Source organism: Streptomyces sp. CA-142005 (assembly GCF_050942335.1).
Classification (GTDB): Bacteria; Actinomycetota; Actinomycetes; order Streptomycetales; family Streptomycetaceae; genus Streptomyces.
This window is the reverse complement of record NZ_CP192078.1, coordinates 3,657,211-3,670,113: the sequence shown is the minus strand read 5'-3', so window position 1 is coordinate 3,670,113 and position 12,903 is coordinate 3,657,211. Positions and strand designations below refer to the sequence as shown.

Annotated in this window: 12 protein-coding genes and 1 pseudogene; 5 read left to right on the top strand and 8 right to left on the bottom strand. The window is 71.2% G+C overall.

What is annotated here, in order from left to right; translation table 11 throughout:
- Position 1 precedes the first annotated feature (1 nt).
- The 5 genes and pseudogenes from ACQPXS_RS17355 to ACQPXS_RS17335 form a co-directional block, all read right to left on the bottom strand.
- Entirely contained in the window at positions 2 to 1,006 is a 1,005-nt protein-coding gene (locus ACQPXS_RS17355; protein WP_433450214.1) for an oligopeptide/dipeptide ABC transporter ATP-binding protein, read from the bottom strand.
- The gene (locus ACQPXS_RS17350) at positions 1,003 to 2,982 is read right to left on the bottom strand and encodes a dipeptide/oligopeptide/nickel ABC transporter permease/ATP-binding protein (protein ID WP_433450213.1); all 1,980 of its coding nucleotides are present in this window, start codon (positions 2,980 to 2,982) and stop codon (positions 1,003 to 1,005) included. Before ACQPXS_RS17350 ends, ACQPXS_RS17355 begins: the two co-directional genes overlap by 4 nt.
- A complete protein-coding gene (locus tag ACQPXS_RS17345) occupies positions 2,982 to 3,938 on the bottom strand; it encodes an ABC transporter permease (RefSeq protein ID WP_433450212.1) in 957 nt (318 codons plus the stop codon). Before ACQPXS_RS17345 ends, ACQPXS_RS17350 begins: the two co-directional genes overlap by 1 nt.
- 4 nt (positions 3,939 to 3,942) lie before the next feature.
- Positions 3,943 to 5,577: pseudogene (locus ACQPXS_RS17340) on the bottom strand (ABC transporter substrate-binding protein).
- Positions 5,578 to 5,710: 133 nt separating this feature from the next.
- Positions 5,711 to 7,129, bottom strand: a complete 1,419-nt coding sequence (locus tag ACQPXS_RS17335) for an AMP-binding protein (protein WP_433450211.1) — start codon at positions 7,127 to 7,129, stop codon at positions 5,711 to 5,713.
- A gap of 47 nt (positions 7,130 to 7,176) precedes the next feature.
- Between ACQPXS_RS17335 and recO the strand changes: the two genes are divergently transcribed.
- Genes recO through ACQPXS_RS17310 form a run of 5 tightly spaced genes read left to right on the top strand, consistent with a single transcriptional unit; the run spans position 7,177 to position 10,554 of the window.
- Entirely contained in the window at positions 7,177 to 7,923 is a 747-nt protein-coding gene (recO, locus tag ACQPXS_RS17330) for a DNA repair protein RecO (protein ID WP_433450209.1), read from the top strand.
- 41 nt (positions 7,924 to 7,964) lie between these two features.
- Positions 7,965 to 8,813 carry an isoprenyl transferase gene (locus ACQPXS_RS17325; RefSeq protein ID WP_351797917.1) on the top strand — a complete coding sequence of 283 codons (849 nt, stop codon included), beginning with the start codon at positions 7,965 to 7,967 and terminating at the stop codon, positions 8,811 to 8,813.
- A 40-nt stretch (positions 8,814 to 8,853) separates the two neighbouring features.
- Positions 8,854 to 10,185, top strand: a complete 1,332-nt coding sequence (locus ACQPXS_RS17320) for a histidine-type phosphatase (protein ID WP_433450207.1) — start codon at positions 8,854 to 8,856, stop codon at positions 10,183 to 10,185.
- Positions 10,186 to 10,216: 31 nt separating this feature from the next.
- Positions 10,217 to 10,339 (top strand): hypothetical protein, encoded by a 123-nt coding sequence (locus tag ACQPXS_RS17315; RefSeq protein WP_433450206.1) that lies wholly within the window; start codon positions 10,217 to 10,219, stop codon positions 10,337 to 10,339.
- Positions 10,336 to 10,554: a YcxB family protein gene (locus tag ACQPXS_RS17310; protein WP_433450205.1), complete on the top strand. Its 219-nt coding sequence runs from the start codon at positions 10,336 to 10,338 to the stop codon at positions 10,552 to 10,554. The genes ACQPXS_RS17315 and ACQPXS_RS17310 overlap by 4 nt, the downstream gene beginning before the upstream one ends.
- Positions 10,555 to 10,742: 188 nt before the next feature.
- On the opposite strand, the gene ACQPXS_RS17305 is transcribed toward ACQPXS_RS17310, so the two are convergent.
- The 3 genes from ACQPXS_RS17305 to ACQPXS_RS17295 form a co-directional block, all read right to left on the bottom strand.
- A complete protein-coding gene (locus ACQPXS_RS17305) occupies positions 10,743 to 11,162 on the bottom strand; it encodes a Fur family transcriptional regulator (RefSeq protein ID WP_351797925.1) in 420 nt (139 codons plus the stop codon).
- A 63-nt stretch (positions 11,163 to 11,225) separates the two neighbouring features.
- Complete coding sequence (locus tag ACQPXS_RS17300; RefSeq protein WP_433450204.1) at positions 11,226 to 12,128, bottom strand: metal ABC transporter permease; 903 nt, start codon at positions 12,126 to 12,128, stop codon at positions 11,226 to 11,228.
- On the bottom strand, positions 12,128 to 12,898 hold the full coding sequence (locus tag ACQPXS_RS17295; RefSeq protein ID WP_356302682.1) for a metal ABC transporter ATP-binding protein: 771 nt from the start codon (positions 12,896 to 12,898) through the stop codon (positions 12,128 to 12,130). The genes ACQPXS_RS17300 and ACQPXS_RS17295 overlap by 1 nt, the downstream gene beginning before the upstream one ends.
- Between the last annotated feature and the right edge of the window lie 5 nt (positions 12,899 to 12,903).

Sequence of the window (12,903 nt, the reverse complement as noted above, 5' to 3'; positions counted from 1 at the left end):
GTCAGGGCTCCTGGCGTGCTAGGTCGCGGGTCGATTCCTCCTCCTGGACAGGATGGTGGCACCGGTAGCGGTGTTCGGGGCGCGACGCGGCCGAGAAGTCCGGCATGACCTCGGCACACAACCCGTCCGCCTTCCAGCAGCGGGTGCGGAACGGGCAGCCGCTCGGCGGCCGGGTCGCCGAGGGCACCGGCCCGGTCAGCGGGATCGGGTCGAGGGGGTCCAGCAGGCCCGGCGTGGCGGAGAACAGGGCGCGGGTGTACGGGTGCCGGGCGGCGTCGGTGACCCGGCCGGCCGGGGTCTCCTCCACGATCCGGCCCAGGTACATGGTGATCACCCGGTCGCTCATCCGCCGTACCGTCTGGATGTCGTGCGAGACGAACACCAGCGCCAGGCCGAGGCGCTCCTTCAGGTCCAGCAGGAGGTTGAGGATCTGGGCGCGGACCGACACGTCCAGGGCGCTGGTCGGCTCGTCGGCGACGACCAGCGCCGGGTCCAGGGCGAGCGCGCGGGCGATGGCGACGCGCTGCCGCTGCCCGCCGGAGAGCTGTCCGGGAAGTGCGTCGGCCAGGGCCCGGGGGAGGCCGACCAGGCCCATCAACTCCCTTACCCGGTCCTCCCGTTCGGCCCTGGTGCCGCGCTGATGCACATCCAGCGGGTCGCGCAGGATCCGCCGTACCGTCAGCCGCCGGTTCAGCGCCGTCGACGGGTCCTGGAAGACCAGCCCGACGCCGGCGCCGACCGTGGCCCGGCGCTCGGCGGGCGGCATCGTCCACAGGTCACGGCCCTGGAACGCCACCGAGCCCGACGCCGGCCGCTGGATGCCCACCAGCACCCGTGCCAGTGTCGACTTCCCGCACCCCGACTCGCCGACCACCCCCACCGTCTCCCCGGCGGCCACGGTGAGATCGGCGCCGGTCAGGGCGTACACCCGGTCACGGCGCAGCAGCCCGCCGCTGCGGGCCTTGTGCACGACATGGGCGTCTCGGACCTCGACCACAGCGGTCACTGCAGTGCCTCCTCGCTCCGCGCCGACGTGAGGTCCACCGCCGGGTGATGGCAGGCGGCCGTGTGGGTGCCCGTACCGGCGAGGACGGGAGCATGCGCGTGGCACACCTCGCTCGCCAGCGGGCAGCGGTCGGCGAACCGGCAGCCCGCCGGGAAGTCGGCAGGGGACGGTACGACCCCCTTGATCTGTGTCATCCGTTCCTCGGCCGACTCCAGCGACAGCACGCTGCCGAGCAGGCCGCGCGTGTAGTGGTGGGCCGGCGCCGCCACCAGGTCGGCGGTCACCCCGCTCTCCACGATCTGCCCGCCGTACATCACCACCACCCGGTCGGTGACGTCGGCGACCAGCGCCAGATCGTGCGAGACCAGGATCAGCGCGAACCCCAGCTCCTCGCGCAGCCGCAGCAGCAGCTCCATCACCTGGGCCTGCACGGTGACGTCCAGGGCGGTGGTCGGCTCGTCGGCGACGATCAGCCGCGGGTCGCGGGACAGCGCCATGGCGATGAGCACGCGCTGGCGCTGCCCGCCGGACAGCTCGTGCGGATAGCTGCGCAGGGTGCGTTCGGGGTCCAGGCCGACCAGCTCCATGAGCTCGCGGGGACTGCGCCGGCCCTCGCGCCGGACGAGCTGCTTCAGCTGGGCGCGGATGGTCATCGCCGGGTTCAGCGAGGACAGGGCGTCCTGGTAGACCATCGCCATCTCGTGCCCGAGCAGCCGCCGCCTGGCCCGCATCGGCTCGGCGAGCAGGTCCCGCTGCCGGAACCGCACCTGCCCTCCGACGCGCGCCCGACTCGGCTGGAGCCCCATGACGGTGAGCGCGGTCAGCGACTTCCCGCAGCCCGACTCACCGACCAGACCGAGCACTTCCCCGGGGTACACCTCGAAACTCACCCCGGCCACGATGTCGACACCCCGGTGCCGGTCCGGGAAGCCGATGGTGAGGTTCTCCACGGCGAGCACCGGCTGCCCGCTCCGGTCGGGCAGCGGCCGGGCCCGGGACCGCAGCCGCCGGGCGGCCTCGGTCAGCCCGGGCAGCCGCAGCACCTCACCGCTGCCCGGCTCCGGCGCCTCCAGCCGGTCCTCGGGCCCCTCCACCTCCCGGGCCGCCGGTGCCGCCCACGCGTCGGACACCCCCTCGGAGAGGATGTTCAGCGACAGCACGGTCAGCAGGATCAGCAGCCCGGGGAAGACGGTCGCCCACCAGCCGCCGGTCAGCACCATGTTCTTGCCGTCGGCGATGACACTGCCCCAGGACGGGTCCGGCGGCCGCACCCCGGCGCCGATGAAGGACAGCGACGCCTCGAACACGATCGCCTCGGCGACCTGGACCGTGCAGAACACCAGCACCGGCGCGGCGCAGTTGACGGCCACGTGCCGCGCCACGATGTGGGGCGTACGGGCGCCGATCACCCGTTCCGCCGTGACGTAGTCCTCGCCGTACTGATCGAGGACGTTGGCCCGCACCACCCGCGCCACGGGGGGAGTGAACAGGAAGGCGATGGCACAGATCAGCACGCCGATCCCGCCGCCGAACACGGCGACCAGCACGGCGGCGAGCGCGATCCCCGGGAACGCCATCACCACGTCCAGGCAGCGCATCAGCGTCTCGTCGACCGCCTTGCGGGAGGTGGCGGCCACCGCCCCGATGACGGCACCCACGACCAGCGCGAGCGCCGTCGCCCCCAGCCCGATCGCCAGCGACCACCGGGCGCCGTACATCAGCCGGCTCAGGATGTCCCGGCCGAGGCTGTCCTGCCCGAACCAGTGCGCGGCGGACGGATGCCCGCTGCCGCCGACCGGCTCCTGCTGGTCGAGGGGATCGTCGGGGGCGAGGAGCGGGGCGAGTACGGCGACGAGGACGACCAGGGCCAGGAAACAGACGGCGACCCTCGACAGCAGCGGCAGCCGGCGCCAGCCCCGCAGCCGTACGCCGCCGGGCCGGGAGAGCCGCTCGGCAAGACTCGCGCGCGTGACCATCAGCCCGCCCTCAGACGTGGGTTGACCAGCAGATACAGAATGTCGATCACGAGGTTGACGACGACGAACCCGGTGGCGGTCGTCAGCACCACCCCCTGCACCACGGCCGGGTCGCCGTTCTGCACGGCGTCGATCATCAACTTGCCCATGCCGGGCAGCGAGAAGATCGTCTCGATGACCACAGCGCCGCCGAGGAGATAGCCGACCCGCAGCCCGAGCACGGTCAGCGGATTGACCAGGGCGTTGCGCAGCACGTTCCGGCCGACGACGACCCGGGGCGGCAACCCGCTCCCGATCGCCGTCCGCACATAGTCCTTGTCCAGTTCCTCCACCACCGAGGTGCGGACGATCCTCGTCAGCTGCGCGGCCACCGGCAGGGACAGGGCGACGGCGGGCAGCGCCATGGTCTTCAGCCAGCCGGTGACCGAGTCGGCCGGGTTGATGTAGCCGCCGGTCGGGAACCAGCCCCGGTCCACCGCCAGGTACTGGATCATCAGCAGCGCCAGCCAGAAGCCGGGCGCGGCCACCCCGACCAGCGAGACCACCCGGATGGCCTGGTCCGGGAACCGGTCCCGGTACACAGCGGCCGTCACCCCGCCCAGCAGCGCCAGCACCACCGCGATGGCGAGCCCCAGGAAGGTCAGCTGGAGGGTGAGCGGCAGCGCGGTGGTGACCTGCTTGACGACCGGCGCCCGGGTCAGGGCGCTGGTGCCGAGGTCGCCGTGGAGCAGATCGCCGACGAAGTGGACGTACCGCACCGGGAGCGGATCGAGCAGGCCGTTGCGCTCCCGGAAGTCGTGCAGCTGCTGCGGGGTCGGGTTCGCGCCCTGGAAGAACGCGGACGCGGGATCGACGTCCGAGAACCGCATCACCAGGAACACGAACAGCACGATCCCGAGCATCAGCGGCACGAGCAGCGCGATACGGCGGAGCAGGATCCGTACGACAGCCGTCATGCCGTCAGATCCACTTGGCCTGGAGCAGGTTGATGCCGGGGTAGGGCTGCGCCCTTATGCCCGTGAGCTTCCGGGCGTCCCAGGCGGTCATCAGCTCGTTGTGGACGACCGGGTACAGCACCGCCTGCTCGGCGACGACGTCGATGTAGTCCTGGATGATCGCCTTCTTCTTCTCCGGATCCGGCTCCCGGGTCGCCCGGTCCATGTCCTTGAAGAGCTGCTTGGCGACGGGGTCGCCGGCCCACCGGGTGTACTGCATCCACAGGTTCTGCGGCCCGTAGTTGTAGTGCATGATCAGATCGGCGTCGAGCCCGAACTGGTTCGGATTGGAAGCCGCGGCGACGACCTGGTAGTCCTGCTTCTGGTCCATCTTGGTGAACACGGCGGTGGTCTCCTGCGGCGCCAGAGTCGTCTCCACGCCGATCGCGTCCCAGGAGGACTTGATGGTCGGCAGACAGTCCACGATCCAACTGACGTTCACGGCGAGGATGTTGACCTTGAGGTTGCCGACCCCGGCGGCCTTCAGCAGCGCCTTCGCCTTCTCGGGGTCGTAGTCGTACACGGTCTTGGCCCGCCGGTAGGTCGGGTTGCCCTCGTTCAGGAACGAGGAGGCCGGCTTCCCGTGCCCCTTGAGGGCGACCTGCACCATCTTCTCGGTGTCGATGGCGTAGTGCAGCGCCTGTCGCACCCGCACGTCGTCGAAGGGCTTGTGCTGGGTGTTGAACATCAGGAAGAGGTTGTTCATCCCGGCGCCACCGGCGACCTTGAGCCCGCCCTGCTCCAGCCTGGCGATGTTGGCGTAGGGGATGTTGTCGGCGATCTGCGCCCCGGCGTCGGACCCGGAGATCTTCGCCACGCGCGGAGCGGCGTCCACGATGGTCAGCCAGTTCATGTGCTTGAAGGCAGGCGGGCGCGGCCCGTTGTAGGCGGCGAAGGCCTCGAAGGTGGTGTTGGACTTCGGGTGGTGCGCGGTCTGCCGGTACGGCCCCGAGCCGACGGCCAGCCCCTTGATGGCGTCGTCTCAGGCGCCGGGCTTGGAGAAGACGTGCTTCGGCATGATCTTGGCGAGGGTGAGCCGGGAAAGCCCGTCGGGGAAGGGGAACTTGAGCACGAGCTCGACGGTGCGCGAGTCCACCTTCCTGACGCTGCCGAGCCAGCCGGCGAAGAACCCCTTGGCGAGCGTCTGGGTCTTCGGGTCGAGGATCCGGTCGAAGACGAACACGACGTCGTCGGCGGTGACGGGCTTGCCGTCGTGGAAGGTCGCGCCCGAGCGCAGGGTGAACCGCCAGGTGGTGGCGCTGGCGTCCTTGGGCACCTCGGTGGCGAGCGCCGGATACGGCACCCGGCTGATCGGGTCGGTGTCCAACAGCCCCTCGTAGATATGGTTGTTGGCGGCCATGCAGAACGCCGACGCCGTCTGCGTCGGGTCCCAGCTGCCGTCGTTGCCGTAGCCGATCACCGCGGTCAGCGTCCGGTCCTTGCCGCTGCCGCCGTTCCCGGTGTCGTTCGTGGACTCCGGTCCTGCGGAGCAGCCCGTCAGCACGGGCGGGAGAACGGCGGCCGCGCCCAGCACACCCGTGTACTTCAGGAACGACCGGCGGCGCGGTGCCGGTGCGTCGGGATTCACGTCGTCGCGCACGGGTCCTCCAGCAAGTCGTTGGGGGGAAGGGGAGGAGGGGGTGGGAGATACGACGTCCTACGTCCTACGTCCGGTCGGTAGCGCGACCATAGGAGGGGGCGTGGGGGTGGTCAAGACGGCGCACACGAATGGGCTAGCCGCCAGAGGTTGGGCCAATGGCGGGACGCGAAGGGGGTGGGTCCTGGCCTGGGCTTGGGCTTGGGGCTTGGGCTTCGGGCCTGGGGCTTGGGCTTGGGGCTTGGCTTGGGGCTTGGGCTTCGGGCCTGGGGCTTGGGCTTGGGGCTTGGCTTGGGGCTTGGGCTTGGGGCTCAAGAAAGCTGGTGGCGCGATGCCGTGGCTTCCGGCGCCGTCCCGCACGCATGCCGGGTGGGTTGGGCGGCTTGCGGCTTGTGGTGGGTGGGAGGGGAGGAGGGGCGGGAGCGGCGCGTTGCCACAGAGGCCCCGGCAGCCACTCGTCAGGAGGGGATTGGCAGGTTTGTTCCACCCCGCCCAGTCCTTCGCTCACCTGAGCAGCAACCATGCGGCCGGAGAGTGGTACAAAGCTGCCGATCATTGATCGGCGGGGCCTGCGAAGTGGGGTGGTTGGGGGCAGTCGTCCACGGCCAGGTTGCCCTCGGCCGACAGCCGAAACCGGGCTCGATACGTGCGGCCAGGCGGGGTCGAGGCGGGAGGTGCCGCCGCCGATCTGCATCACCCGGAGTGAGGCCAGGTCGGCCTCGGCGCCGTCCAGGGCGTCCAGCCACCGGGCGGCGATGCCCGGTGTCACCGTCGTGACGGTCACCCCCTCCCGCGCGATCGTGTGGAAGGCCGCCTCCGGCGCCGGGTCGTCGAGCAGTACGACCGTGCCGCCCACCGCCAGGGTGCCGAGGATGCCGGGGCAGCCGAGGGTCAAGGTGGACTCGGCGGGCGGCGTCGCCAGGTACACGTCCTCGGGGCCGAGAGCGAGTGGCTCCGCCGTGGCGCGGAGTTGGTAGGCGTAGTCGTCGTGGGTGCGGCCGACGAGCCTCGGCGGTGTCGCCGTGCCGCCGCCCGACGGCAGGAAGAACGCCACGTCCGAGGCGTCCAGGCGGCGGTCCGGTACCGGTGCCTCGTCCACGGTGTGCAAGGGGAAGGCCAGCGCGCCCCCCGGCAGCAACGAGAAGCCGCCCGTCTGCTCGCCGGGCGCGGTGAGGGTGAAGACCCGGCGCAGCGACGGACCGACGTAGCCGGCCGCCTCGCTCTCGGCGACCAGGTGGGCGATCTCCGTCTCCCGGTGGGCCGTCGGCGCGAGCACCGGGATCGCGCCGAGCCGCATCAGCGCGAACACCGCGACGACGAACTCGGGACACCCCGCAGCCGCAGGCCGGCCGCCATCCGGCTCACCCGGCGGTCCAGCCGGAAGTAGGTGAGGCGGGTCGTGCCGTGCACGAGCGCGGTGCGTGGGCCGTGCTCGCGTGCCCAGTCGTGCAGCAGCTCGGGCAGGGACCGGCCCCGCCAGTAGCCGGCGCGGCGATAGGCGAGGGCGGCAGGCGCACCTTCTCCCCACGTTGTGCTCCTTGCCGGGCTTCAACATATTGTTAAGGGCGCGTGCAGGGGAGCGCTTGGGCGAGAATGGTGCCCATGAGTCTGTTCCGCGACGACGGCATCGTGCTGCGCACCCAGAAGCTGGGTGAGGCGGACCGGATCATCACGCTGCTCACGCGCGGTCACGGGCGGGTGCGGGCCGTGGCCCGGGGCGTGCGGCGCACGAAGTCGAAGTTCGGGGCCCGGCTGGAGCCCTTCTCCCACGTCGACGTGCAGTTCTTCGCGCGCGGGAGCGAGCTGGTCGGGCGCGGGCTGCCGCTGTGCACGCAGAGTGAGACCATCGCGCCGTACGGCGGCGGGATCGTCACCGACTACGCGCGGTACACCGCCGGGACGGCGATGCTGGAGACCGCCGAGCGGTTCACCGATCACGAGGGGGAGCCGGCGGTGCAGCAGTACCTGCTGCTCGTGGGCGCCCTGCGCACCCTCGCCCGGGGCGAGCACGCGCCCCACCTGGTCCTCGACGCCTTCCTGCTCCGCTCCCTCGCCGTCAACGGGTACGCCCCGAGTTTCGGTGACTGCGCGAAGTGCGGGATGCCCGGACCGAACCGGTTCTTCTCCGTGGCCTCCGGTGGGTCCGTCTGCGTCGACTGCCGGGTGCCCGGGAGTGTCGTACCGTCGCCGCAGACCCTGGTACTCCTCGGGGCGCTGCTTACGGGAGACTGGGAGACGGCGGACACGTGCGAGGCGCGGTACGTCCGCGAGGGCAGCGGCCTGGTGTCCGCCTACCTGCACTGGCATCTGGAGCGCGGGCTGCGTTCGCTCAGGTACGTCGAGAAGTAACGCTCAGGTACGTCGAGAAGCAAGAGGGAGACGAGAAGCACATGGTCGTACGCGGGATCCTGGGGCGCCAGCGGCGCGAGTACAAGGCGCCGGAGCCGCACCCGTCCGGCGCCCGCGCGCCCAAGCTCCCCGGCGAGCTGGTCCCGAACCACGTGGCCATCGTCATGGACGGCAACGGCAGGTGGGCCAAGGAGCGCGGGCTGCCCAGGACCGAGGGCCACAAGGTCGGGGCCGAGCGGGTGCTGGACGTGCTCCAGGGCTCGATCGAGGTCGGCGTGCGCAACATCTCCCTCTACGCCTTCTCCACCGAGAACTGGAAGCGGTCGCCCGACGAGGTCCGCTTCCTGATGAACTTCAACCGAGACTTCATCCGCAAGACGCGGGACCAGCTCGACGAGCTCGGCATCCGGGTGCGCTGGGTGGGCCGTATGCCCAGGCTGTGGAAGTCCGTCGCCAAGGAGCTGCAGGTCGCCCAGGAGCAGACCAAGGACAACGACCTGCTCACGCTGTACTTCTGCATGAACTACGGCGGGCGGGCCGAGATCGCGGACGCGGCGAAGGCGTTGGCCGAGGACGTCGCGGCCGGGCGGCTGGACCCGGCGAAGGTCAACGAGAAGACCGTCCAGAAGTACCTGTACTACCCGGACATGCCGGACGTCGACCTCTTCCTGCGCCCCAGCGGGGAGCAGCGCACCTCCAACTACCTGCTCTGGCAGAGCGCGTACGCCGAGATGGTCTTCCAGGACGTGTTGTGGCCCGACTTCGACCGCCGTGACCTGTGGCGGGCCTGTGTCGAATTCGCCTCCCGCGACCGGCGGTTCGGCGGCGCCGTCCCGAACGAGGAGCTCCTCGCCATGGAGGCCGCGATGAAGGGTGATTCCACTTCGTAGCCACCGGCGGTTCACGCGGGCCGCCGAGGATGGGGGTCTTATGAGACGTCTCACGCCTGTTCTCGCCCTCGGCGCCCTGCTGCTCACCGCGCTGCCGGCGCACGCCGCCGACGGCCCCGCGCACCGCGAGAGTTACGGCACCAAGGCCCCGTACGCACCCGGACAGAACCCGCGCGGCTACCAGCGGCCCCCGGCCGGTTACACCGCCGTCTTCACCGAGAACGTCTCCCGGCACGGCTCCCGTGCGGCGACCGGCAGCGAGGACGGCGACCTGATCCTCGGGCTGTGGGACAAGGCGCGGGAGGAGGGCCAACTCACCGGCAAAGACGAGGAGTTCGGGCCGACCGTACGGGCGCTCATGGCCGCCATGGAGAAGGTCGGGTACGGCAACCTCAGCGGACGCGGCCGGCAGGAGATGCGGGACACGGCGACGCGCATGGAGCAGCGCCTGCCCGCCCTGTTCAAAGACATCGCCGAGCAGGGCGAGAAGATCGACGTGGTCAGCTCCGGGCAGGGGCGGGCCGTGGACAGCGCGAGCGAGTACACCGGCGCCCTCGCCGCCGCCGACCCCGCGCTGAAGCCGCTGATCGGGGCGACCCGGACGGACAAGGACCTGCTGTACTTCCACAAGGCGGCGGGTGGTGCCGCGTACCGGGACTACATCGCGAACGACCAGCGGCTCAAGGACACGCTGAACGCGATCAGCGACCAGCCCAGGACGCACGAGGCCGCGCGCAGCGTGCTGCGGCGGATCTTCAAGGCGCCGTTCGTCGACGGGATCAGCGACCAGGTCGGCGCCGCACAGGCCGTCTACAACCTGTACGCCATCGCGCCGGCGATGAACGACGAGAGCCCGGACCCGGACGGCGGGGGCTGGGGCATGGACCGCTACATCTCCCGCTCGGACGCCGCCTGGTTCGGCTACCTCGGGGACGCCGAGGACTTCTACGAGAAGGGCCCCGGCTTCTCCGCCAGCGACATCACCTACAAGATGGCCGGCGTCCTCCTGGACGACCTCTTCAAGCAGGTGGAGGCCAAGCGCGCCGGCACCAGCCACCTCGGCGCCGAGCTGCGCTTCACCCACGCCGAGGAGATCATCCCCCTGGCCGCGCTGATGGGCCTGCCCGGCAGCACGAAGCCGGCGACGCCCAGTAAGCCGTACACCTACGCCGACAACCCCTGGCGGGGGGCGTCGGTGGCCCCGCTCGGCGCCAACGTCCAGTGGGACGTGTACGAGAAGGACGGCCGTTACCTCGTGCGCATGCTCTACAACGAGCGCGAGACGCCGTTCAAGGCGGATTGCCGTCCCGTCGCCAAGGGCAGCGCCTTCTACGATCTGGACGAACTGGAGCGCTGCTTCGGACGGGACTGAGCCGCTGTTCGGCCCCGTATGATCCCGCCTCATGGTCATGGACATGGGGCAGGACGCGGTCCGGCATCTGGTGGCGGCGGTGGCCGTAGGGGTGCTGTGGTGCGCCCTCCTGGCCTCCGACGGGGACATCGACCTGCCCACAGTACGACGGTGACGGACACCGGGGTGACGATCCGCGGGGAACACATCACCGTCACGCAGGGGTGGGGTGCGCGGCCGGTGTACCGGGAGACGCCGGAGCTGTTCGTCCTGTTCAGCGACGGCAAGAAGGCGCGGTGCCTGACCCTGCTGCCGAAGCACGGCCGGAGCGACCCGTCGGCCGCCGACCGGCTGCGGGCGATACTCGACCGCCATCTCACGCGCGTATGAGCACCGCCCGGGACTGCTGTGCCGCGGTCGTACGGCGGGTGGGTGGGCCGTCATCCTCGTGGGCGCCCTTGCCGCGCTGAGGCTGTGGACGCTCGCGCCGATGCTGCACTGCCGGCAGCACGACAGCGTGGGCCGGAACGACGACGGCTCCTCCTCCTGCCACGACCGGGGCTGAGGCCGGCCGATGGTCAGCCGCCGGAGTGCTCGGCGCAGTCCGCGCACGTGCCGAAGATCTCCACCGTGTGGGCCACGTTGACATAGCCGTGCTCGGCGGCGATCGCCTCCGCCCACTTCTCCACGGCCGGGCCCTCCACCTCCACCGCCTTGCCGCAGGCGCGGCAGACGAGGTGGTGATGGTGTTCGCCGGTCGAGCAGCGGCGGTAGACGGACTCGCCGTCGGACGTGCGCAGGACGTCGACCTCGCCGGCGTCGGCGAGGGACTGGAGGGTGCGGTACACCGTGGTCAGGCCGACCGAGTCGCCCTTGTGCTTGAGCATGTCGTGCAGTTCCTGCGCGCTGCGGAACTCCTCGACCTCGTCCAGGGCCGCCGCCACGGCTGCACGCTGGCGGGTCGCGCGGCCCTTCACGGGCGGTCCAGCGGTCGTCACCGTTGTCTCCTCACGTCTCGCTTCTGCCCGGGCGGCCATTGTGCCAGCCCGGGCTGTCGGCGGTCAGACGATGATCTCGTCCCCGGCCGGCCGAGTGGCCGGAATCGTGCACTCTGCCGGATCCCCGGCGGGCTGTGCGGCGGCCGCCGCGCGGGCGCGTCGGCGGGCGAGCGGCGTGGCCAGGGCCGTCAGGGCGACGAACGCGGCGATGGTCAGCAGGACGATCGTCGCGCCGGGCGGGACGTACTGGTAGTACGAGGTGATCGTGCCGGCGACCGTCACGGACACGCCGATGGCGACGGCGATCGCGAAGGTCACGGCGAAGCTGCGGGTGAGCTGCTGCGCCGCCGCCACCGGTACGACCATGAGCGCGGACACCAGGATCAGGCCGACCACCCGCATGGCCACGGTGACCGTGACGGCGGCGGTGACCGCGACGAGCAGGTTCAGCGCCCGCACGGGCAGCCCGGTGACCCGGGCGAACTCCTCGTCCTGACTGACGGCGAACAGCTGGCGGCGCAGACCGAGAGTCACCGCGACGACGAACGCGGCGAGCACCATGATCGCGATCACGTCCGAGGGCGCCACCGTCGACAACGAGCCGAACAGGTACGACATGAGGTTGGCGTTGGAGCCGCCCGGCGCCATGTTGACGAACATCACGCCGCCCGCCATACCGCCGTAGAAGAGCATCGCGAGGGCGATGTCGCCGCGCGTCCTGCCGTACCAGCGGATCAGTTCCATCAGGACCGAGCCCAGGGCGGAGACGGCCGTGGCCATCCACACCGGCGAGGTGTGCAGCAGGAAGCCCAGGCCCACGCCGGTCATCGCGACGTGGCCGATGCCGTCGCCCATCAGGGGCTGCCGGCGCTGGACGAGATAGATGCCGATCGCGGGCGCGGTGATGCCGACCAGGACGGCGGCGAGCAGCGCCCGCTGCATGAAGGCGTAGTTCAGGAGGTCCATCAGCTCAGCAGTCCCGTCCGCAGAGGTTCGGTGCCCGCCGGTGCGTGCGGGTGTACGTGGTCGTGGCCGGGCAGGGCATGCTGGCCGACGGCCTGCGGTGGCGGGCCGTCGTGCAGGACGCAGCCGTCGCGCAGGACCACCGCCCGGTCGATCAGGGGCTCCAGGGGACCCAGCTCGTGCAGCACGAGCAGGACCGTCGTACCGGAGTCGACCTGCTGCCTCAGCGTGCGGGCGAGCACCTCCTGGCTGGCCAGGTCGACGCCGGCCATCGGCTCGTCCATGATCAGCAGTTCGGGCTCGGCGACGAGGGCGCGGGCGATCAGGACGCGCTGGTGCTGGCCGCCGGACAGGGCGTTCACCGAGTCCTTGGCGCGGTCGGCCATCCCGACCAGCTCCAGGGCCCGGTGCACGGCGTCCCGGTCGGCCCTGCGGAAGACGCCGAAGCGGGTGCGGGAGAGCCGGCCGGACGACACGATCTCGGTCACCGTCGCGGGGACGCCCCCCGCGGCCGTCGTCCGCTGCGGTACGTAGCCCACGCGCGCCCAGTCGCGGAAGGCGCGGCGCGGGGTGCCGAACAGCTCGATGGCGCCGCCGGTGACCGGGACCTGGCCGATGACGGCGCGGATCGCCGTGGACTTGCCGGAGCCGTTGGCGCCGAGCAGCGCGACGACCTCGCCGCGGCGGACCGTGAGGTCGATGCCCCGGAGCACGGGGCGCGCGCCGAGTTCGGCGGTGACCCCGCGCAGGGAAATGACGGAATCGCTGGTCATCTCGG